This window comes from Nocardia sp. 348MFTsu5.1 (assembly GCF_000383535.1).
Lineage (GTDB): Bacteria > Actinomycetota > Actinomycetes > Mycobacteriales > Mycobacteriaceae > Williamsia > Williamsia faeni.
The window spans coordinates 294,887-317,406 of sequence record NZ_KB911511.1; the positions used below are offsets into that span (position 1 = coordinate 294,887).

General features: G+C 64.7%; 20 protein-coding genes. 7 read left to right on the forward strand and 13 right to left on the reverse strand.

All coding sequences use genetic code 11. The features are described 5' to 3' along the window. The first annotated feature begins 6 nt into the window (after positions 1-6). Entirely contained in the window at positions 7-1,122 is a 1,116-nt protein-coding gene (locus H290_RS0107750; RefSeq protein ID WP_020106219.1) for a DNA adenine methylase, read from the forward strand. 19 nt (positions 1,123-1,141) lie between these two features. On the opposite strand, the gene H290_RS0107755 is transcribed toward H290_RS0107750, so the two are convergent. Continuing rightward, positions 1,142-1,426: a hypothetical protein gene (locus tag H290_RS0107755; protein WP_028462926.1), complete on the reverse strand. Its 285-nt coding sequence runs from the start codon at positions 1,424-1,426 to the stop codon at positions 1,142-1,144. A gap of 97 nt (positions 1,427-1,523) precedes the next feature. Here H290_RS0107755 and H290_RS0107760 point away from each other — a divergent pair, with 97 nt between their 5' ends. Next, positions 1,524-2,426, forward strand: coding sequence for an alpha/beta fold hydrolase (locus tag H290_RS0107760; protein ID WP_020106221.1), 903 nt, complete (start codon positions 1,524-1,526; stop codon positions 2,424-2,426). Here H290_RS0107760 and H290_RS0107765 read toward each other — a convergent pair. Continuing rightward, positions 2,423-3,820: a wax ester/triacylglycerol synthase family O-acyltransferase gene (locus H290_RS0107765; RefSeq protein ID WP_020106222.1), complete on the reverse strand. Its 1,398-nt coding sequence runs from the start codon at positions 3,818-3,820 to the stop codon at positions 2,423-2,425. The genes H290_RS0107760 and H290_RS0107765 overlap by 4 nt on opposite strands. A 151-nt stretch (positions 3,821-3,971) precedes the next feature. On the opposite strand from H290_RS0107765, the gene H290_RS0107770 reads away from it, so the two are divergent. The 3 genes from H290_RS0107770 to H290_RS0107780 all read left to right on the forward strand — a co-directional run bounded on the left by H290_RS0107770 (position 3,972) and on the right by H290_RS0107780 (position 7,827). Then, positions 3,972-4,745, forward strand: coding sequence for a deoxyribonuclease IV (locus H290_RS0107770; protein WP_020106223.1), 774 nt, complete (start codon positions 3,972-3,974; stop codon positions 4,743-4,745). Between the two features lie 276 nt (positions 4,746-5,021). Next, positions 5,022-6,854: an acyl-CoA dehydrogenase gene (locus H290_RS0107775; RefSeq protein WP_020106224.1), complete on the forward strand. Its 1,833-nt coding sequence runs from the start codon at positions 5,022-5,024 to the stop codon at positions 6,852-6,854. A gap of 127 nt (positions 6,855-6,981) precedes the next feature. Beyond that, positions 6,982-7,827, forward strand: coding sequence for a CoA ester lyase (locus H290_RS0107780; protein ID WP_020106225.1), 846 nt, complete (start codon positions 6,982-6,984; stop codon positions 7,825-7,827). A 55-nt stretch (positions 7,828-7,882) separates the two neighbouring features. On the opposite strand, the gene H290_RS0107785 is transcribed toward H290_RS0107780, so the two are convergent. From H290_RS0107785 to H290_RS0107805, 5 genes are all read right to left on the reverse strand, one after another. Next, positions 7,883-8,659 carry an SDR family NAD(P)-dependent oxidoreductase gene (locus H290_RS0107785; protein WP_020106226.1) on the reverse strand — a complete coding sequence of 259 codons (777 nt, stop codon included), beginning with the start codon at positions 8,657-8,659 and terminating at the stop codon, positions 7,883-7,885. A gap of 65 nt (positions 8,660-8,724) precedes the next feature. Next, on the reverse strand, positions 8,725-9,249 hold the full coding sequence (locus H290_RS28060; RefSeq protein WP_020106227.1) for a hypothetical protein: 525 nt from the start codon (positions 9,247-9,249) through the stop codon (positions 8,725-8,727). A 151-nt stretch (positions 9,250-9,400) separates the two neighbouring features. Further along, entirely contained in the window at positions 9,401-10,237 is an 837-nt protein-coding gene (locus H290_RS0107795; protein WP_051121929.1) for an ABC transporter ATP-binding protein, read from the reverse strand. Between the two features lie 26 nt (positions 10,238-10,263). Then, on the reverse strand, positions 10,264-11,295 hold the full coding sequence (locus H290_RS0107800) for an iron chelate uptake ABC transporter family permease subunit (RefSeq protein ID WP_036518407.1): 1,032 nt from the start codon (positions 11,293-11,295) through the stop codon (positions 10,264-10,266). A 56-nt stretch (positions 11,296-11,351) separates the two neighbouring features. After that, positions 11,352-12,407 carry an iron chelate uptake ABC transporter family permease subunit gene (locus H290_RS0107805; RefSeq protein ID WP_020106230.1) on the reverse strand — a complete coding sequence of 352 codons (1,056 nt, stop codon included), beginning with the start codon at positions 12,405-12,407 and terminating at the stop codon, positions 11,352-11,354. Positions 12,408-12,729: 322 nt separating this feature from the next. Between H290_RS0107805 and H290_RS0107810 the strand changes: the two genes are divergently transcribed. Both H290_RS0107810 and H290_RS0107815 read left to right on the forward strand, forming a co-directional pair. Beyond that, positions 12,730-13,905, forward strand: coding sequence for an isochorismate synthase MenF (locus tag H290_RS0107810; RefSeq protein ID WP_028462929.1), 1,176 nt, complete (start codon positions 12,730-12,732; stop codon positions 13,903-13,905). A gap of 26 nt (positions 13,906-13,931) precedes the next feature. Continuing rightward, positions 13,932-15,860 (forward strand): sigma factor-like helix-turn-helix DNA-binding protein, encoded by a 1,929-nt coding sequence (locus H290_RS0107815; protein WP_155976741.1) that lies wholly within the window; start codon positions 13,932-13,934, stop codon positions 15,858-15,860. A gap of 10 nt (positions 15,861-15,870) precedes the next feature. On the opposite strand, the gene H290_RS0107820 is transcribed toward H290_RS0107815, so the two are convergent. From H290_RS0107820 to H290_RS0107845, 6 genes are all read right to left on the reverse strand, one after another. Continuing rightward, the gene (locus H290_RS0107820) at positions 15,871-16,815 is read right to left on the reverse strand and encodes a methionyl-tRNA formyltransferase (protein WP_020106233.1); all 945 of its coding nucleotides are present in this window, start codon (positions 16,813-16,815) and stop codon (positions 15,871-15,873) included. A gap of 38 nt (positions 16,816-16,853) precedes the next feature. Beyond that, entirely contained in the window at positions 16,854-17,261 is a 408-nt protein-coding gene (panD, locus tag H290_RS0107825; RefSeq protein ID WP_020106234.1) for an aspartate 1-decarboxylase, read from the reverse strand. After that, the gene (locus tag H290_RS0107830; RefSeq protein ID WP_020106235.1) at positions 17,261-17,512 is read right to left on the reverse strand and encodes an MbtH family protein; all 252 of its coding nucleotides are present in this window, start codon (positions 17,510-17,512) and stop codon (positions 17,261-17,263) included. The genes panD and H290_RS0107830 overlap by 1 nt, the downstream gene beginning before the upstream one ends. Next, complete coding sequence (locus tag H290_RS0107835; protein ID WP_020106236.1) at positions 17,493-18,821, reverse strand: lysine N(6)-hydroxylase/L-ornithine N(5)-oxygenase family protein; 1,329 nt, start codon at positions 18,819-18,821, stop codon at positions 17,493-17,495. The genes H290_RS0107830 and H290_RS0107835 overlap by 20 nt, the downstream gene beginning before the upstream one ends. 109 nt (positions 18,822-18,930) lie before the next feature. Then, positions 18,931-20,715 (reverse strand): ABC transporter ATP-binding protein, encoded by a 1,785-nt coding sequence (locus H290_RS0107840; protein ID WP_020106237.1) that lies wholly within the window; start codon positions 20,713-20,715, stop codon positions 18,931-18,933. After that, on the reverse strand, positions 20,712-22,490 hold the full coding sequence (locus H290_RS0107845) for an ABC transporter ATP-binding protein (RefSeq protein ID WP_020106238.1): 1,779 nt from the start codon (positions 22,488-22,490) through the stop codon (positions 20,712-20,714). The genes H290_RS0107840 and H290_RS0107845 overlap by 4 nt, the downstream gene beginning before the upstream one ends. Positions 22,491-22,520 lie beyond the last annotated feature (30 nt).

Consider the following 22,520-nt stretch of genomic DNA (forward strand, 5'->3'; position numbering starts at 1 on the left):
GCAGTTGTGGAGACGGCCGGGGTGCGCGATGACGACGCCGACTACCGCACATCGCAGCTGATCACCTACATCGGCAACAAACGCCAACTACTGGGTCTCATCGACGACGCGCTGGCCCAGGTACAACAACGGGTCGGGCGGCGGCTCGTCACACTCGACGCGTTCTCCGGAAGCGGTGTCGTCTCACGGCTCGCGAAGTCGCGGTCGGAGCTGGTGATCGCCAACGACCTCGAGAGCTACGCGCGGGTGATCAGCGACTGCTACCTGACCAACGCCGACGAGATCGACCGGGCGCTGCTCGAAAAGACGGTCGACGAAGTCAATCAGATCGTCGAATCCGGTTACCGGACAGACGGTTTCATCGCCGAACATTACGCACCGGCCGACGACAACCAGATCGCCCCGGGCGAACGGGTCTTCTACACCAGCGAGAATGCGCGACGCCTCGACTCCTACATCCACCTCATCCATGGACTCGACGATCCGATGCGTACGTTGCTGCTCGGTCCGCTGCTGTCGGCGGCGTCCGTCCACGCCAACACCTCGGGAGTGTTCAAGGGCTTCTACAAGGATCGCGAAACCGGTATCGGCCGATTCGGCGGCAGTGGCGCCGATGCCCTGAGCCGCATCACCGGGACCATCACCGCGCGTCCACCGGTCCTGAGTGGTCACCACTGCGATCGCCGGGTGCTGCAGACCGACGCCGGAGCGCTGCCGGCACTCGTCGGTTCCGTTGATGTCGCCTACCTCGACCCGCCCTACAACCAGCATCCCTACGGCTCGAACTACTTCATGCTCAACCTGATCGCGGACAATCGCGTACCCACGGCAATGAGTGCGGTGTCGGGGATCCCCAACGACTGGAACCGGTCCGGCTACAACGTTCGGTCCAGTGCCGCACCGCTGTTGCAGTCGCTCATCGAAGAACTCGACGCGAAGTTTCTGTTGATCTCATTCAACGACGAGGGTTTCATCACCCCGGAACAGATGCGCGACATGCTCGAACCCACCGGCACTGTCACCGAATTCACGCAGCGCTACAACACGTTTCGCGGCAGCCGTAATCTGAAGGGCAGGAGTGTGCACGTCACCGAGCACCTCTACCTCGTGGAGCGGTCCTGATCTGCTCGACCGATCTGGTCTACAGCGGATACCGCGCCCGATAGACCGCATGATCTCGACGGTGCTGCACTGTCTTCATGTGCTCGTCAGAGATGCGGGGTATTGCCCGCAGCGACACGATCGACAGCGCAATGAGGACCACCGCACAGGTCAGAGCGACAACACCTTCCACATAGTGCTCGCTCGCCATCGCGATGAGTGTCAGCGCCGCCGACATGGCCCCGGCCAGACCTGCGAAGTAGGCAAGCCATCCGGCCGGCCACACCGCGAGCCTGCGGAGATGAATCGACGTTCCTGAATGCATGATGACTCCCAATCAAGTGTGATTTACATCACTGTTCTTTGATCTTACGCCGCGGTCACGAGGGTCGGCAGCGCGAATTCCCCGTAACGTCGAGCAGATGGAAGGCGTTCTCATCAGGACTCGAGATGCGGTTCTGCGTCGAGTCGATCGGGTCATCGAGCCCTATCCCGTCCGCGACCTCCCCGACGGCCACATGGTGTATCTGCCGGGACGGGGTTCGACGTATGTCACCGATTCCGGTCCGAAAGACAAACCGGCGATCTTCCTGCTGCATTCGGTCCTGACCAACGGACTGCTGTGCTGGTATCCGCTGATCCCAGCCCTCAACAAGGAGTTCCGGGTCATCACGTTGGACCAGCGATGGCACGGACGCGGCCTCCGCAACCGCCCGTTCGACCTCGACGACTGCGCCGATGACGTCGTCGCACTCGCCGACGCCCTGGGCATCGACACCTTCACCGCGGCCGGGTTCTCGATGGGTGGCGGTGTGGCCCAGCTGACGTGGCGCCGGCATCGCAGTCGCGTCAGCGGACTGATCCTGTGCTCCACCGGCCCGTACTTCGGCAGCAACGACCCCAAACGTCAGACCAGCATGTCCAACATCGGCAAGGTCATGAAGCTGATCCATCCGCCCGACGTCCAGCCGAATGCCGCCAAACTCGACGATCGAACCGTCCCGGACTCGCTGTGGGCGGTCCGGCAATTCCTGGCGACCCCGGTCTCCCGCCTCGGGACACTCGGCGACGGCATGGCCCGATTCGATTCCAGGCCATGGCTGTCCGAGATCGATGTACCCAGCGCCGTCCTGATCTCGACCAGAGACCGGGTGATCCCACCCGCGCGCCAGCATCTGCTCGCAGACAACATCCCCGGTATCAAGACCTTCGAGGTCGCCGGTGGCCACGCCTGCTGCGTCCTCGAGGCCGAACAGTTCATCCCGGTTTTCCTCGAGGCCGCCAATGACGTCGCCGCGCGGACCCCGGTCTCGACCGAGCTTTAGTCGCAGGCTTCGAGCAGTGTCTTCACCTCGTCTTCGAAGGCCTGCATCAACGGCCACGGATCGGGGACATGTTCCTTGCAGGCGATGACACCGATGTTCAGCTGACCGTCCTGGGAGAACACGGTGATGTTCATGCCGGCCCCATGGAACACCGGACCCAGCGGGTACATCGCCTCGATCTTGGCGCCGAGGTAGTACAGCGGGAAGTCGGGGCCGGCGACGTTCGAGATCACCAAGTTGTAGAGCACCGGATGCTTTTCGGCCAGTTCCTGTGACGCGTACAGCCGCATCGCCACCCCCATGGTCGCCGATGGCACGAATTGCGCCCAGCCCCGGAACAGGTTCGAGTCCATCGACCCGTGGTGCTCCTTGGATTTGCGCACCTGCTCACCCACGGTGGTGATTCGCTGCACCGGGTCTTCGATGTCGGTGGCCAGTTTGGTGAACATTCCGGTCACCTTGTTGGTGCCCTGCGTCACGAGGTCGTCGTCGTTGTCTCCGTGTACCGACACCGGAACCATCGCGACCAGTGGCTTATCGGGAAGTTCGCCCAGGTCATCGAGGTAACCCCGCAATGCCCCGGCGCAGACGCTGAGTACGACGTCGTTGATCTTGACGCCGAACTGATTCTTGATGCGTTTGATGTCCGCAAGCGACACCTGCGTGTACGCCATGCTCCGATGGCCGGTGATCGATCCATTGAATGGTGTCCGCGGCGCGCGGAACGGTAGCGGCATCGCCTCGTTACGAAGCGCCCGGGCGATCCAGTCGAACGGGACCTGCGCCGTCTTGGGAAGCAGCCGCGCGAAGCTCAGCGGCCGCCGTGCAACCTGGAGCGCGCCATCGACCGCAAGCCCGGCCAGCGAGGCATCCCCGGCTGAATGCGACAGCGATTCCTCATCGAGTTCGGGCGTCTCCGGACTGAAGGTGCACAGCTTGGCCAACAGATCCGAGGCCGTCACACCATCGACGCCGGCGTGATGCATGCGCAGCAACACCGCGATCTTCCCGTCGGCCAGCCCCTCGATCACCCACATCTCCCACAGCGGTTTGCTGCGATCCAGCGGCACCCCCGCGATATGAGCACAGAAATCGGCGAGTTCGGTCCGGCCGCCCGGGGAGGGCACCGCCACCCGGTGAACGTGACTTTCGATATCGAAATTCCGGTCCTCCACCCACACCGGATGATCGATGTTCAGGATCGAATCCCGGAGCTTTCGACGGAACGTCGGAAGCCCGGCGATTCTCCGCTCGAGTTCGTCGCGCATCTTCTCGAACGAATATCCGCCCTCCACGGTATTCGGGTCGAGTTCGATCAGACCGATGATGTGCATCAACTGTGATCGGGATTCGAGATACAGAAATGAGGCGTCCAGGCCGCTCAAACGTTCCACTTTTACCCCCCAAGCAATTCGTCCGACTTTGTGAAATCGGCCGTCTCCGACAGGACCGTCAGCTATCCACTTTGCTCCACATCCCTGCCGAATACCTGGAGATCACCGATCAGAAACCTTCCCTGCGGCCGGAGCCTTCTAAGCTGTGGTTATGCGCACAGGTGCCCACGTACGACAAGACAGCGATCCCATCGGCCGCGCCGAGGAGCTCGGCGCCGAATTGCTCCAGATGTTTGTGACAGATCCACAGGGTTGGGAAAAGCCGAAACCCCATCCCCTTGCCGAGCAGATCCGCAACTCCCCGATCGATGTGGTGGTGCACAGCTCGTACCGGATCAATGTGGCCAGCCTCAACAACCGGCTGCGGATGCCGTCACGACAGGCCGTGGTCAATCAGGCGGCTGCGGCAGCCGACCTCGGCGCCTTCGGGCTCGTGGTGCACGGCGGCCACCTCCGCGACGACGAGGATGCGCAGGACGGTTATGAGAACTGGCGCAAGCTCTTCGAGCGGGCGAACGACAAGGGCGGCTTCCCCGTTCCGATCCTGATCGAGAACACCGCAGGTGGCGACCACGCGATGGCCCGCAGCCTGGAGAACATCGAACGACTGTGGGACGCGGTCGGCGAGTTCGACAACGCCGGGTTCTGCCTCGACACCTGCCACGCGTGGGCGGGCGGCGAAGATCTCGTCGACATCGTCGAACGGGTGAAGGCGATCACCGGACGCATCGACCTGATCCACCTGAACAACTCACGCGACGAGTTCGACTCCGGTCGCGACCGCCACGCCAACCTCACCGACGGCCACATCGACCCCGCCGTCCTGGTCGCGGTGGTGAAGGCGGCGGGTGCGCCGGTCATCCTCGAGACCCCTGAAGAAGGCCTCGCCGACGATCTGACCTACCTGCGTGAGGCGCTCGCCTGAGCCGCACCCACGACGCGGGACGAACCCGCTGCCGTGGATCTCTCACCGGACCGCCCGCATCCTCACATCGAGGGTGCGGGCGGTCTCGTGTGAGCCACCTAGGCGGACGCCATGTGCTGTGTCACACATCACATTCGTTGATATACGGAGCATTTGTGCGGCGTGGTAAGCGGATGTATATTCGTGTTGTTACTGGCGAGTAACTTGCTGTGTAGCCCACCAATGGGGTGCTCGCCACAAGTCAGCGCAGTTCGAACGATTGCAAAGGATTCTGCAATGGGGCATTACAAGAGCAATCTCCGCGACCTCCAGTTCAACCTCTTCGAGATGTTCAAGCTCGAAGAAGTTCTCGGCAGCGGAGACTTCGGCGACCTCGACAAAGAGACCGCCATCGACATGCTGCGCGAGGTCAACATCCTCGCCCAGGGCCCGCTGGCGGAGTCCTTCGCGGACGCCGATCGCAACCCGCCGGTCTTCGATCCGGAGACCCACAGCGTCACGGTCCCCGAGTCGTTCAAGAAGTCGTACAAGGCCCTGACCGACGCCGGCTGGGACAAGCTCGGCATCGAGGAAGAACTCGGCGGACTGCCGGTTCCCCGCTCGCTGTACTGGGCGATCGGCGAACTGCTCCTCGGCGCCAACCCGGCCGCGTTCATGTACGCCGCCGGCGCCGGATTCTCCAACATCTTCTACACCAACGGCACGGACGAGCAGAAGAAGTGGGCCGTCATCAGTGCTGACCGCGGCTGGGGCGCCACCATGGTCCTGACCGAGCCCGACGCCGGTTCCGACGTCGGTGCCGCCCGCACCAAGGCCGTCAAGCAGGAAGACGGCACCTGGCACATCGACGGCGTCAAGCGCTTCATCACCTCGGCCGATCAGGACATGACCGAGAACATCATCCACCTGGTCCTGGCCCGCCCCGAGGGCGCGGGTCCCGGCACCAAGGGCCTGTCGCTGTTCTTCGTCCCGAAGTTCCACTTCGACCACGAGACCGGCGAACTCGGCGAGCGCAACGGTGTCTTCGTCACCAACGTCGAACACAAGATGGGCCTCAAGGTTTCGACCACCTGTGAGCTGACCTTCGGCCAGCACGGCGTCCCGGCCCAGGGCTGGCTCGTCGGCGAGGTCCACGACGGCATCGCGCAGATGTTCGACGTCATCGAGCATGCTCGAATGATGGTGGGCACCAAGGCCATTGCCACCCTGTCGACCGGATACCTCAACGCACTCGAATACGCCAAGCAGCGCGTGCAGGGTGCCGACATGACAGAGATGACCGACAAGGCCGCCCCGCGAGTCCCGATCACCCGCCACCCGGATGTACGTCGTTCGCTGATGACCCAGAAGGCGTACGCCGAAGGTCTGCGCGCGGTCTATCTGTTCACCGCCTCGCACCAGGACGGGGCGGCCGCCCAGGCCGTCTCCGGCGCCGACAAGGACATGGCGTTCCGCGTCAACGACCTGCTGCTGCCGATCGTGAAGGGTGTCGGCTCCGAGCGCGCCTACGCCAACCTCACCGAGTCGCTGCAGACCCTCGGTGGCTCCGGCTTCCTCCAGGACTACCCGCTCGAGCAGTACATCCGCGATGCCAAGATCGACTCGCTGTACGAGGGAACCACCGCCATCCAGGCGCAGGACTTCTTCTTCCGCAAGATCATCCGCGACAAGGGCCAGGCCCTGGCCCACGTTGCCGGCCAGATCAGCAGCTTCATCTCCTCGGAGTCGGGCGACGGTCGCCTCAAGGCCGAGAAGGCGCTCCTCGCGACCGCCCTCGAGGACGTCCAGGTCATGGCCGCCACCCTCACCGGCTTCCTGATGAGCGCCCAGGAGCAGCCGACCGACCTGTACAAGATCGGCCTCGGTAGCGTCCGCTTCCTGTTGAGCGTCGGCGACCTGCTCATCGGCTGGCTGCTGCTGCGCCAGGCGGATGTTGCGCTCAGCGCACTCGACGCCGGCACCAGCGACGCCGACACCGCGTTCTACAACGGCAAGGTGGCCGTGGCGACGTTCTTCGCGAAGAACATGCTGCCCGAGCTCACCGCCGTCCGCGGCATCGTCGAGAAGGTCGACAACGACATCATGGAGCTGGACGAAGCATCGTTCTAGCGAACTGACGCGAAGTGGGTCGGCCCGGTTCGGGACGGCCCACTTTTTCGTATCCGGGATCAGGCGCACGACTGAACGTATTGCACTCAACGGTGACTTGTCCCACCGCCGGCGAGACACTGGCGGCATGCCAAACGATCTGCAGACCTCGACCGGATCCCGCATCGACGCCGCCATCGCGCGCTCATGGCTGCTGGTCAATGCCTCGGTCCCGTCGGCCTACGCCGCTGCCGCCCGGTCGGATGCCGACCAGATCATCCTCGACATCGAAGATGCCGTCGATCCACGCAACAAGGACGCCGCGCGGGAGAGCGTTGCCAACTGGCTCCGCGGAGTGGGCGCATGGGTGCGGATCAATGACCGGACCACCCCGTTCTGGTCCGACGACGTCGACCGGTTGTGCGGTACACCAGGTCTCGCCGGAGTCGTCCTAGCCAAAACCGAGTATCCCGACCAGGTGGACGAAACGTTCGAGCGACTCGGTGGCAACACCCCCGTCATCCCACTCATCGAGTCGGCGATGGGAATCGAGAACGCGGTCGACATCGCACGCCGGCGCGGTGTTCTCCGCCTGGCCTTCGGTAGTGGTGACTATCGCCGCGACACCGCCACCACAGCCGACGATCTGGTTATGGCGTATCCACGGTCGCGCCTGGTGGTCGCGAGCCGGGTCGCCGGGCTCACCGGCCCGATCGACGGACCCGCGGTCACCGACGACGAGTCGGTACTTCGCGAAAAGACCGCCACCACTGTCGCATTCGGTCTCACCGGCAAACTGTGCCTGCACCCCGGCCACACCGGTGTCATCAACACCGTGATCAGTCCGAGCCCGGCCGACACGGCCTGGGCGACCGGGTTCCTCACCGATTTCGAGGCCCGGGGACGCGTGGTCCGAGACGGCAGTGATCTCCCCCGGCTCAAGCGGGCCGAACAAATCACCAAGTTGGCCAACCAGTTCGGGGTGTTGGGCTGACACAAACCCCCCACCCGCGGACCGAGAACGGGTGGGGGGTTTGTGCGAGAAGGGACTACTTCGGTGGGAGCCGGACGCCGCCGTCGACGCGGACAACCTCACCGTTCATGTACGAGTTGGTGATCAGTTCGATGACCATCGACGCGAGTTCGTCGGGGGTACCGAGCCGGCGCGGGTACAACACGCTCTCGCCGAGTTTGGATTTGAACGCCTCGGACTCAGGGCCCGTTCCGTAGATCGGGGTCTCGATCAATCCGGGGGCGACGGTGTTGTTGCGGATACCCGCGGCCGCGAGGTCGCGGGCGACGGTCAGGGTGAGGCTGACGATGCCGCCCTTGGATGCCGAGTAGGCGGCCTGGCCGATCTGCCCGTCGAACGCGGCAACGCTGGCGAGCGACACGATCGCGCCCTTCTCGCCGGTTTCGGTGGGCTCTGCGCGGCTCATCGCGGTGGCGGCGAGGCGGGTGGCGTCGAAGCTGCCGATCAGATTGATGTTGATGACCCTGCGGAAGACGTCGAGGTCGTGTGCGGACGAGAACTCGCCGTCGCGGCCGATCGTGCGCTGCGCCGAACCGATTCCGGCCGAGTTGACCAGTGCCCGCAGCGGTCCGAGCTCGAGTGCCTTGTTGACCGCGGCTTCGATCTGCTCGGTCTTGGTGACGTCGACGCTGACAAAGGTTCCACCGATCTCTTTGGCCAGGGCTTCACCCTTGTCGGCCTGCAGATCGGCCACCACAACCTTGGCCCCCAGTGCGGCGAGTTGCCGCGCCACTGCGGCACCGATACCTGATGCCCCACCCGTCACAATTGCGCTTGCTCCGTTGATTTCCATCCTCGCACCCTATGACCGAGCGCTTGTTCGGTACAAGTGGCATGTCGCAAGTCGCGGTAGAGCAGTTATGTCGGCGGGCCGGGCTGGCGAAGGATGAGAACGATCGAGGCGATCAGCAGTACGCCCCCGACGCCAAGAAGCGCGTATCGCACGTTGAGTATCGAGAACGTGCTGCCGATGCCGACGAGGAAGAGCACTCCGGCAAGGGCGACGGTGATCCGTACGTATTGATCGCTCACGCTGCCCGCGTCCTCGCCTGCGGCTGTGTGCTCGTCGGCGACCTTGTCCAACTCAGCCGCCTGATCTGCCTCCGCGATGTGGTACTGGGGCATCGAGGCCGGTCCCGGGGGCGCGCTGGGGTTGGTGTCGGGCTCGGTTGCTTGCCAGGCGTCGAAAGCCACTTTGAACTCGGGGCGGAAACGCTTCTCCGCGATGGCCATCTTCTCCGGATTGTCCAGCGTGAATGCGGTGAACCAGGCATTGAACGTGGATGCGTCGAAGTTGCGCAGGTTCTGCTCGACCGGGACGGCACGGTGTCCGTGTTCCTGCAGTTCCTTGTGGGCCTCGAGCGGGCTCAACCCTTCGGGCATAGGCGTAAACGTTTCTGCTTGTGGTGACGGGGTTTCCGACGGTTGCCGGTACCAGGTCACGCTACGCCCAACGTGGGACGGTGATTCGAGATTCGCGTTGGTCTGGCCATCATCGTAGAAGTCGAAAGTTACTGCGGCACGGCTGGTTCGGCTACCGTCGCCGAACCAGCGGGATCACCAGTGGGGTGAGGGATTCGGGATCGTCGATGATCCGGCACGGCATTCCGAACACGTCCTCGACGAGGTCTGCGGTGATGATGTCGGCGGGCGGGCCCTGCGCGACGATCTGGCCGTCTTTCATGGCGATGATGTGGTCGGCATAGCGGCAGGCGTGGTTGAGGTCGTGCAGGACCGCGACCAGAGTGCGGCCCTTGGTCCTGTTCAGATCGGCGCACAATTCGAGCAGGTCGATCTGATATGCGATGTCGAGAAATGTCGTCGGCTCGTCCAGCAGCATCAGCGGGGTCTCCTGCGCGAGGACCATCGCCACCCAGACACGTTGCCGCTGACCGCCGGAGAGCTCGTCCACCAATCGTCCCGACAACTCGGTGACGCCGGTGGACTCCATCGCCGCGACCACCGCGGTTTCGTCTGCTTTGGACCACTGCCGGATGAGCCTCTGATGCGGATAGCGGCCACGGGCCACCAGATCGGCCACCCTGATGCCGTCCGGCGCGATCGACGACTGCGGGAGCAGCCCGAGCCTGCGGGCCACCTCTTTGGCGGGGTACGAGGTGATCGCCTTGCCGTCGAGCAGCACCGATCCGGAGGTCGGAGTGAGCAGCCGCGACAGCGCCCGCAGCAGCGTCGACTTACCGCAGGCGTTGGGCCCGACGATGACCGTGAAGGCCCCGTCGGGGATTTCGACACTCAGCGACTCGCTGATGATGCGTTTGTCGTAACCGATGGTGATATCGCGTGCCTGTAGCCGAGTAGAGGTGGCCGGTATCTGCCGGTCGGCCTTCACGGCGACATCGACGTTGTTCATATCCACTCCCAGAGTGTTCTCGGAACTCATTGACGGCGCGCTTCCCGGGCGAGCAACCAGATCAGGTACACCCCACCAATGGATACGGTGACCACACCGACCGGCAATTGCGTCGGTGCGAATGCGCGCTGCGCGATCAGATCACTGGCGATCAGCAGCAGCGCTCCCATCGCCGCCGAGGGCAGCAGGGCCACGCCTGCGGTGCGGGTGAGTCTGCGGGCCAGCTGGGGCGCTGCCAGGGACACGAACGCGATCGGGCCCGCGGCGGCGGTGGCCACCGCGGTGAGCGCCACGCCCACGATGATCAGACCGAGTCGCGACCGTTCGACTCTGATGCCGAGCGCTCGGGCCGCATCGTCCCCCAGATCGAGCATCGGCATCTGTCGTGCGGCGACGACCAGTAACGGCACCAGGACCGCCACGACGATGAGCACCGGCGTGGCCTGCGCCCACCCCAGTCCGTTGAGCGATCCGGCGCCCCAGACCGCTGCCGACATCGCCTCTTCGAGATCCGATTCGAGGATCAACCAGGTGTTCACGGAGGCGAGGACGGCACTGATCGCGATACCGACGATGATCAGCCGGAACCCCTGCACGCCACGTTTGAACGCCAGCAGGTACACCAGCAGTGCGGTCACGATGCCACCGACGAGTGCACCGGTGGCGGTGCCGTAGTAGCCGGTGTCGCCACCGATGACCAGCAGGACGACCAATGCGCCGGTGTACGCGCCGGTGTTGAAGCCGATGATGTCGGGGCTGCCGAGCGGATTGCGGGTGATGGACTGGAAGATCGCGCCGCTGACACCCAGCGCCGCCCCGAGGACCAGCGCCAACAGCACCCGCGGCATCCGCCACTGCATCACCACCAGTTCCTCGAGTCGGGTGCCGTCACCGAAGACGGCGTTCACCACCCGGCTCGGGGCGACGGAGTAGTCGCCGGTCCCGAGTGCGATCACCGAGACTGCCAGGGCCAAGGCCACCAGCACGGTGATCACCACAACTGCGCGGACGTCGATCCGGCCCGATGGCGTGCCGCCGCGGACACGCAGAATCGTCATCCGCCGTCCGAAGTCGACTCGTGACACCGGGTTCGCCGTCTTCTCCAGCTCGAGGGTCACAGTGCACTCACCTTGCTGCGCCGCACCAGGAAGATGAGGACCGGTGCACCGACGAAGGCCGTCACGACACCGACCGGCATTTCTCCGGGCCGGACGACCACGCGGCCGATCACATCGGACACCAGCAGCAGGATGGGTGCCCCCACCAGGGTGTACGCCATGATCCAGCGCTGGTCGGGCCCCACGATCCAGCGGGCCACGTGCGGCACCATCAGGCCGACGAAGGCGATCGGTCCGGCCGCGGCGGTCGCCGCACCACACAGCAGCGTGACGGCGACGACACCGATCACCCGCGTCCGGGTGACATTGGCACCCAGTGACCGCGCCAGGTCGTCGCCCATCGCCACCGCGTTGAGCGGACGCGCGATAGCGAAAGCGAGCAGCAGGCCGACGATTACAAACGGTGCGATGGCACCTGACACGTCCAGGCCCCGGCCGGCGATCGTGCCCGCGCTCCAGTTGCGCATCTGATCGAACGCGATGGGATCGAGCAGGATCAGTCCGGAGGTGACACCGGTGAGCATCGCCCCGACCGCCACACCGGACAACGTCAGCCGGATAGGTGTGGCACCGCCGCGGCCCACCGACCCCAGCGCGTACACGACCACCGACACCACGATCGCTCCGGCGAACGCGAACCAGATGTACGCCCAGATGGTGCTGAAGCCGAGGACTCCGACGGCCAGCGCCACCGCGAAGGCGGCGCCCGCATTGACACCGAGAATGCCGGGATCGGCCAACGGGTTCCGGGTCATCGCCTGGATGAGGGCACCGCAGATGCCGAGCGCCATCCCCACGATCAGTCCGAGGACGGTGCGGGGGATCCGCAGATCGCGGATGACGATGTGATCGTTCGAGTTGTTGTAGGACCACAGGGCGTCCCATACGGTTCCGAAAGGAATGTCCTTGGCGCCGATCGCGAGACTGAGCAGGCAGGCCAGGCCAAGGATCGCGACACCGGCGAGCCATCCGAGCAGACGCCATGCGTTGGTCTGTGCCAGCCCCTGAGACGGGGCACGTCCTGCAGGTTCAGTCTTCTTGGCGAGGCTCAACCGTGGACGGGCGCGAGCACCGACGCTCACCCCGTTTTCCCGCATGTGTTGACCCGCATGTTCACCTTGCTGTTGCTCTCACCGTCGGCGACGCCAACGTTGACGGTCGTATGTCCCCTGATTCCGTCCCGGGGATCCTTGTTGGCAATCCTTACCTTAGTCGTTGCCGCTCGACAACCATCAGCCCCACCGATTGCTAGCCTGGAATCGACCCCCCGCGGCGAGTTCAACCGGACCCGGCGTACGACCACCGGTCGAGAACGCCCGTCCCGCCAATGTTAGGTTAGGCTACATTCGCTGGCCAATCCGGAAGGCGGTGGACATGTCCACATCATCGACCGAGACTCGACACGACGCCGAGCCCTCCGGCCTCGATGACCGCGGCAGCGCACCCACCTTTGTGCTGTCCCGACCGACTCACCACCTGCTGGCATTCGGGACATCCGCCCGGTTCGACAACGTCGACGAGGCCCGAGGGGCCCTGGTCGACGGCACACACACCCACATCGTCGGCGCGCTCCCCTTCGACCTTCGACGGCCCGCCGCGTTGACCGCACCTACACAGTTCCTCCGGAAGCGTCATCGCCTGGAACCGACGTCACCCGCACTGCCCAGGGTGGAGATCACCCGCACCGAGCCGGAGCCCGACGAACACGTCCGCAGGATCGCCGACGCGATCAGCGTGCTGTCCGACCCGCACACCGAACTCGCCAAGGTCGTCCTGGCCCGCACCGTGCATCTGCGGGCGAGCGACCCGATCGACCCCGCTGATCTACTCGCACGGCTGGTCTGCGCCGACCGCAACAGCAATGGAATGCTGGCCGATCTCTCCCCCGCCGGCCCGTCGTACCGCGGGCACCACCTGATCGGGTCGAGCCCGGAAGTGCTTGTGCACAAGCAGGGTTCGACGGTCAGGTGCCACCCCATGGCGGGATCGGCTCCACGATTGCACGACGATGCAGCAGACCAGCGCAGTGGCCGGATGCTCATCGAGTCGGCCAAGGATCAGCACGAACACAAATTCGTGGTCGACGCGATCGCCGCGGCCCTGGGCCCGCTGTGCAGCCGGCTCGATGTGCCATCGGCACCCACCCTCACCCAGACCCCGGATCTGTGGCATCTGGGCACCCTCATCGAGGGGACGGTCCGCGACCCGTCCACCACCGCACTCGATCTGGCCGTCGCACTTCACCCCACGCCCGCCGTCTGCGGCACCCCCACCACCGACTCCAGGGAGTACATCCTCGCCAACGAGGCCGATCGGGGCTTCTACGCCGGAACTGTGGGCTGGTGCGACGGCGCCGGGGACGGTGAGTGGATGGTCAGCATCCGTTGCGCGGAGCTCGCCGCAGACCACCGCACTGTGCGGACCTGGGGCGGCGGCGGCATAGTGGCCGGATCGGATCCCGAGCTCGAACTCGCCGAGACGACAACAAAACTCCGCACGATCCTCACCGCACTGGGAGTGGAGTCCACGAACTCCGATCCCCGGTCCTGACCGGCGGATAGGCTAGAGTTCTGGCGGTGACACCCCCGGTGAAACGCCTGTCGAAGACCGCGTGGACCATGCTTCTGCCGTGGCTCGACGAATACCGGGCCGGGCCGTCGATCCTGGCCCCGGACGAGCTCATCCCGAACGCCTGGCTCGACGCGAATCCGTCCGCGAATCTGAACCCGGCGAACTTCGACCCGGTCTGCGAGCGCGTCGCAGCGCGTTACCTCGAGGATCGCGCCGACCGGACTCTCGACGACGATTTCCCGACGCTGCCCGCGGCCACCCCGCTGACCGCATTCGACATCGACCGGCACAGCGAAAAAGTGTTGCAGGACAACAACCTGGCCACATCCGACGAGATTCTCGCGCAGTCCGTGAACCGCCTGCTTTCGCTGCCACAGGTCGATCGTCCGCTGGTGCTCGATCTCATCGCGGCCTTTGTCGCCGAAGCCACCAGAACACAGCAGGACGATGGGAGCCGAAGCGGCGAACGGATCCTGTCCGGCCCCGGCCTCATCGAATTCGTCGAGTCCATCGACGAGCGCGACCGAGTCATCCTCCACGACCGGATCTTCGCGTCCCGGCCGCAGACCCAGGCCGAACTCGCCAAGCAGCTGGGTCTGTCCCGCGAACGGGTGAACCAGCTCGACCGGAACCTGCGGCGACAACTGGCCGAAATCGTCAGCAGCTCAGTCGATCTGCGTCGGTTGCTCGCCGAGACCGTCGCGCTGGCCGACCCGGTCGCCGACGCCGGGCGGGTGGCGCACACCCTCCCGCTGTTCGCGACAGAGATTCCCGCGCTGGGGGTTTCGGTCGGGCAGCTGCTGGTCGCCGGGTCCGACGAGCTGAGCAACGTCGACGAGTGGATCATCAGCCGCAGTCCCGCCCAGATCGAAGACCTTGTCGGCGACGTCCTCGACGCCAACACCGGCGACGAGGCACTGGTCCCCCTGCGAGCGGTCGCATCGGGGTTGCATCTGCCCGAGCCGGAGGCGGCCCGCTGGTTGAGGCAGGGCGGATTCACGGTGTGGGGCGACCAGGTGATCAACGGACCGGCCTCTACCGGTGACCTGATCTGCGCGATCCTCTCCATCGCCGGAGCGCCAAGAACTTTCGACGAGATCGTCGCCGATCTGGCCGGCGAGCCACGGTCGCAATCGAGTGTGCGCAACACCCTGGTGACCGACGATCGCATCGTCAAAACCGATCGCACCACTTACGGCCTACGCCGCTGGGGAACGGAACAATATCTCCCGGTGCACCGCCAGGTCGGTCACCTCCTCGACGCCGCCGGTGGCCGGATGGCCATCGCGGACCTGGTGGCACAGATCAGCGAGAAGTACGACGTCACCGAATCGAGCATCCGGGCGTATGCCGGCGCCGGCGAGTTCGTGATGCACGACGACGTGGTCACCCGCCGCAGCGAGAGGTACGTACCTCGCAAATCCCCTGCGAAGACTCGCTTTCTGTACCGTGACGGTGACACGATCCGCTGGGCGACCACAGTCGGTTCGGCACATCTGAAGGGGTCTGCGTTCAACATTCCCTCGGCCCTTGCCGGATTGATCGGGGTCGGTCCGGGCAATCCCGTCCAACTACCGTCGCGTCTGGGCCCGCAATCGTTCATGTGGGTGTCCGTGCAGGCCAGGGTCGGGACGATCAAACGGTTTGTGGCAGACCTCGGCCTGGCACAACATGATCCGATCTTTCTCGAGTTCTCCCCGGAAGGCTTCGACATCAAACGTCAAGAGCCCGGCCAGACCTCAGATCCCGTCGATCAGATCTTTGCGCTGCTCGGCCGGGACTCCAAGCGGCGCCGAAACACCCAATCGCTCCGCGCGGAGCTGGCCGCGTCACTCTTCTTACCCGGTGGGGCAGATGCCGACACCGTGGTGGCGACACTGCGCCACCGGAAGGAACTCGAACTCGCCGAACTCGTGTCGACCGCGTTGGGCTGAGGAAGAGCGGCTACGCCTCGTCCGTCAGATAACCGCCACCGTGCGGAAAGAAGTCCAAGGCGTTGTGTTCGACATCGTCGTCGGTCCGGACACGTTCGAGGACCAGTCCGTGGTTCTGTCCCCGATGCGCGTTCGGGCCGGCCACGATCACCATGCCGTCGCCTTCCTTGATAAATATCCGGCCGGGCGTTCCACCGTAGATGCCCCGCGAGACCCGCGCCTTGGTGATTCGGAGGCGCTGCCCGCGGACAAATGTGTATGCGTTCGGGTACGGGTCGGACAGCGCCCGGACGAAGCGGTCGAGATCCTTTGCAGGCCAGGTCCAGTCGATGAGGCTGTCACGCTCGGAACGCTTGTGGAAGAAGGTTCGCTCCTCCAGATTCTGCGGAGTCCAGGTGGCCGTGCCGGATTCGATCTGCGCCAGCGCATCCAGCAGAACGTCGGGGATCAGATCGATCGTGGCACCGACGAGTTCGGTGGCGGTGTCGGTCGGCCCGATCGGTACAGCCTTCTGCACCAACACGTCTCCGGTGTCGAGGTCGTCGTCCATCCGGTGTGCCGTGAGCCCGGTTTCGGTGGCACCGCTGATCATCGACCAGATCACCGGAGAGAATCCGGTGAATCGCGGCAGCAGCGAATCATGAAGGTTCAGAGTGCCGTGGGGTGGGAGGTCGAACAGCTCCCGCGGCAACCAGGTTCGCCAGTTGTTGGCCACGATGATGTCGGGTTCGGCAAGCTTGACCCGCTCGATCAGCTCCGGCGTCGGACGCTGCGCGAGTTCGACATCGATCCCGTTCGACCGGGCCAGATCTTCGACCGAGTCGGCCCAGATCGACTCGTACCGCTGCTCGCTCGCCGGATGGGTCACCACCAGCGCCACCTCGTGGTCAGATCCGATCAGCGCCTCGAGGGTCTTGTGCCCCCACGTCTGATATCCGAACATCACGACACGCATGATTCACCTTCCATCGGTATTCGTCCCACAGCTACACGTCAGCGCGACGACAGCTGATCAATTGCTCCCGGAACCGGCTGCGCAACATCACTTCCGAGCGCAACGATCGAGTTCTGCTCATCGACGTGAACGACCTTGGTCTCGTGCACCAGGACTTCGGCCTCGTCGAGCTGTACGTAGGACATGATGATCACCAGATCGCCCGGGTCGACCAGGTGCGCCGCTGCCCCGTTGATGCAGATGACCCCGCTGTCGGCAGGTCCGGCGATGACGTAGGTTTCCAACCGCGATCCGTTGGTGATGTCGACGATGTGGACCTTCTCACCCTCGACAAGATCCGCCGCCTTCAACAGAGTCTGGTCGATCGTGACGGATCCGACGTAGTGCAGATCGGCCTGGGTGACGGTGGCGCGGTGGATCTTTCCGTTCACCAGTGTGCGCAACATCAGATCTCCTGTCCCGATGCCGGTGCGGGTGACGTGGCCATCGCTTCCCGAAGACTCTTCGGGCGCATGTCTGTCCAGTGCTGTTCGACGTGATCGAGACATGACTGCCGCGACGCCGAACCATCACTGCCGTGAACGATCGCCCAACCATGCGGCACCGCAGCAAAAGTCGGCCACAACGAGTGTTGTTCCTCGTCGTTCACCAGCACATAGAACGTGCTGTCGTCGTCATCAAACGGATTCCCCGACAAGAGTGGGTGCTCCTTCCATGTCCATGTCACCAACACGTGGCCCGGCGGAGAGTGAACGAGTCAATTCCCCTGATCGCACGGCCAGATTCGACAAGAGAGTCGACGTCAGACCGTGCGTGTGCTCGGTGTCTCCCTGAAGATAGATCCCACCCGCCACCCGGCCACTGGTCACAATCCGGTAGTCACGATCGATCTGCGGTCGGCCCTGCGCGTCGACCTCGCACTCTCCGGCGAGCGGGCCGAGCAGTTCAGTCAGTCCGACAGACCGGAATCCGGTCGCGTAAATGATTGCATCACAATCGATCTCGGTGTGCTTCTGCGTCGTCCGATGCCCGATCCGAACGGTGACGCCATCCCCGTAATCGACCATGTCGGCGATCTCCGACGCCCCGTGCACGAACAGCCGCCGATGACCGGACACCCGTTCGGCGTACTCGCGCCGATACAGCTCCTCGATCAACGGGAGGTCGACGGCGGAGTAGTTGGTGGCGCGGTGATAGTTCATCAACTGCTCCCGGAGTTCGACCGATGCACCGTGGAATTCGGCGACGGCTTCCGGATCGAAGATGCGGTTGGCGTAGGGACTGTCGTCGGCGGGGGTGTAGCCATACTTCCCGAAGACCGCGTGGATTTCGGATTCGGGATACGAATCATGCAGGTATGCGGCGACTTCGGCAGCGCTCTGGCCCGCCCCGACCACGACGAACCGGTGGTGGGCCGGTGTCGGCAAGACCCTGAGTTGGTCGAGGAGTAGATGATTGTGAAACACCCGCGCGCTGGGGGTGACACCCTCCGGGAGCTTTGCGCGCAGACCACCGGCGAGCACCACATTCCGGGCGAGGACCGGTGCGCGACCGCTCACGGATACCTCGAACACATCACCGATCTGACGCACACCGCTCACCTGCGCCCCGTACAGAACCGGGGCGTCGACGTGTGCGGCCGCCCATTCGAGGTAGTCGTGGAATTCGATCCGGGTGGGGAAGAAGGTCTGCTGGTTGATGAAGTGATGCAGCCGGCCGCGCTCGGAGAGGTAATTGAGGAACGAGTACCGGCTCGACGCGTCACGCTGCGTGACGAGATCTTTGAGGAACGAGATCTGCATCGTGGTGCCGGGCAACAGCATTCCGCGATGCCAGCCGAATCGGCTCTGCTTTTCGATGAAGCAGGACGTGATCCGCTCGGGCGCAGCCGAATCCCGATTGTGATCCTCGATCGCGATCGCCAGCGCGAGGTTCGAGGGGCCGAACCCCACACCCACGACATCGAACGTCGCACTGTCGTCGATACCCACGAGCACCTCTCCCACCTCAGCCGGTTGCGATCGATCCGAGGCGCGAGCGCATCAGCCAATCCGACCATAAGGTTAGCCGAACCTAAGGCTGGTACTCAAAGGCGGGTGTCAGGACGGGGGGTTCTTACTCGCCACGCCCCCGCGACCAGGCGTTCCAGAGCGCGCAGTACCGGCCACCGCGGGCCACCAGGTCTTCGTGCGTGCCGACCTCGGCAATCCGGCCACGTTCCATGAACACGATCCGGTCGGCACGGGCCGCCTGGCTCAGACGATGCGCCACGATAAGTGCGGTACGGCCTTCGAGCGCGGCCCGGGCCGAATCTTCGAGGACACCGGCGCCGACACTGCCGGCGTCGGCGGTGGCCTCGTCGAGCACCGCGACCTTGGGGTCGAGCAGTACCAGACGAGCCAGCGCGAGCTGCTGCGACTGCATCGGCGTCAGCTGATGCCCTTCCGAACCCACCTCGGTCTGCAGGCCGTCGGGCAGATTGCGCGCCCACCCGCCGGCGCCGACGAGTTCGAGGACCGCTGACAAGGCGTCGTCGGAGGCATCGGGTGCAGCCATCCGCAGGTCGGCCGCGAGTGTGCCCGCGAACACGTGGACTTCCTGGGTGACAAGTGCGATCGACCGCGACAGTTCCGACGGCTGCACCGAAGCGATGTCCACACCCTCGAGCAGGACGCGCCCGCCGGTCGGCCGGTGGACGCCCGCGACAATCGTCGCCAACGTGGTTTTCCCCGCACCCGAGGACCCCACCACCGCGACGTGTTCGCCCTCGGCCAGCGTCAGCGAGATGTCATGCAGCACCTCGTGTTCGGCAGAGTACGAGTGACGGATACCGTCGAACTCGAGCAACGGCGCCGAGCTGTCGCGGGGATTCGATGCGATGGGTTCGTCGACCGACTTCGATTCTTCGATCACACCGACGATCCGGCCGAGCGCTGCCGCACCCGACTGCAGGTCGTCGACGACGAACAGCAGCATGCCGATCGGATCGAAGAGCAACAGGAAGAACAACATCGCCGCGGTGACCGCACCGATCGTCAGGGAGTCTGAGTCGACCAGGACGAAACCGACGATCAAAATGGTTGTCATCCCGACGAATTCACCCGCGTTCATGCGGACGCACAAGCGGCTGAACAGCACACTGGCATGAATCGACCAGCGGACCACATCCCAGGAGTGCCGATCGATCCGCTGATTCAGCTGGCCCGACAACCGGAATGCATGGACCGATTCGATCCCGTGGATCGCACCGAGCACGTGATGGGCCCGGTCCGCGGTCGCCTCGCGCTGCGCCGCATAGAGTTCGGGTGCGTGCCTCAGATAGATGCGAATCCCGTTGACGTACACCGGGATGACCAGCACGATGACGATCAGGAACCGCCAGTCGAGGGCGGCCAGTCCGATGAATGTCACGCTGATGGTGAACACCGCGGTCAGCACCCGGGGTACGGCTTGGCTGATCGCCTCGCTCACCGTGCTGACATCCGCGGTGGCCCTCGACACCAGGTCGCCGCTGCCCGCGGCTTCGACCCGCGATTGCGTCAGGGTCAGAGACGCCGCGAGCATGTCCTCGCGAAGATCGGCGAGGATCGACTCGAAGATTTTGGCGGAGAGCACGATTCCGAGGGCGGCGAAGATCGCCGCAATGATCGCCGAGCCCGCCATGATCCCGGCGAGCCGCCAGATCTCGGCCGCGTCGCCGGTACCGCTGTCGCCGTTGACGATGTCGATGATCACGCCCAGCGATCGCGGGGTGACCAGACCGAATACGGCCGCCACCGTCATGATCACCGCAAGCAGTACCAATTGACCGGTGTGGCGGCGGAACTGTGCCCGCAGATACCGCATCGTCACCGAGAAGCCGGTGATCGCGAGTTTGTTGCTCGACACGGGGGTGCTCACAGCTGACCTCCGACCGCGCCGGCAAGCATCGGTTCCGCACCCGCCAGCGGACCCTGGTATCGGAGCCGCCCGGATTCGATGATCACAACCTGATCGGACACCTCCAGCAATGCAGGTGAATTGGTGAACACGACTGTCGTCCGTCCGGTCCGCGCCCGCGCGACCCGATCGGCCACGGTGGCCTCGGTGACCGAATCCACCGCCGTGGTCGGATCGTTGAGTATCAGGATCGCCGAATCCGCGGCCAGCGCCCGGGCCAGACTGACCCGTTGACGTTGACCACCGGACAACATCCGCCCGGCCTCGCCGACGGGGGTGTCCAAACCGAGCGGCAATACGTCCGCGACATCATCACAGGCCGCCGCGAACGTCGCCCTGGTGATGCGCGAATCACGGTCGGGCCCGCCGCCGGCACCGGCCGCGATGTTCTCCAGCACTGTGCCCTCGAACAGATCCGGGGCATGGGGCACGGTTCGGACCAACTCGTTGCTCACGTCTTCATGCAGATCGAAGAGGTCGATGTCCCCCACCATGACCTGCCCGGATTCGGGAAGCCTCTTTCGCGACAAGATCGCGGCGACGGTCTCGGTGACCTCGGGGGGACAGATCACGGCGACCAGTCCGTCGGTGGGCAGCGTCAGATCGAGTCCGTCCAACTGGCCTGCGCTGACCTGATGGAAGGACAGTGCTCCGGCGGCATCACGCACAGTGCCGGTACTCGTCGCCGATTCGGCCTGTAGCACCGACAGCACCCGCTTGGCGCACGGCACCGCACTGTTCCACACCGCACCGAAGTTGGTGCCCAGGTTGTTCAGCGGCCCCATCATGAATTGGGTGAGACCGACAACCGTGATGAGTTCACCCAGGCTCATCGCCCCTTCGAGGGCGATCAAACCGGCCGCGACCCCCACACCGACCACGAACAGGGCCGAAACCATCTGCATGACACCCGTGTACGCACCCTGCGATCGACCGGCCCGGATGGCCGCGTCCCGCGCGCGCGAGCTCGCCGCCCGGTACCGGCGGTCCGCCTCGGCCTCTGCGCCAAGGCCTTTCACGATGCGCAGGCCCGCCACCAGATCGGTCGCGGTGCCGGCGGCCTGACCGGCGACCTCCTGCTCGTGTTCGGTCCGCGACCGCAGTGGCCCACCGGTGAGGTCGAGAATCCAGAGCAGCAGCGGTGCGCCCACGAGAATCGCCAGACCCAGCGGCCATGAGATGAACAACAGGACTCCACCGGCCACGAACACCGCGGCCATCTCGCCGGGCGGGAACACCGAGAGGAAAACGGCCATCGACAGCCGGTTCACGTCGGATGTGGCGATGTTGAGAGACACCCCGGGCAACCGGGCCGGACCGGCCATACCCTTCGGATTCAGGATGCGATCGGTGACCCGCATCCGGAAGTGATGCTCGACCATCGTCTGCCCGTAGACGGCAAGCCGCTCACCGAAACGGAAGGTATAGGAGAGCAACAAGAAATCCGCGGCGAGCGCGATCACCCAGATCACCAGCGATCCGACATCACCGGTGGCCACCGCACGATCGATCGCGATACCCATGATCACCGGGACCAGCGCCTCGCCGACGAAGTGGCCGATCATCAGGATCGCGGCCGGCACCGTGTACTTGCCGGCCCCGAAGATCGTGCGCCAGGCCAATTGCCGCGGAGTCGTCCCGGGATCGACCCGGATATCCTTCCCACGGACCGGTTCAACAGGTGGAATGAAGAACACCGGCAGCCGGGTGCCGGAGTCATACGTGTCGGAATCCACCAAAAACCTCGGTCATCTCGTGATCTGGAG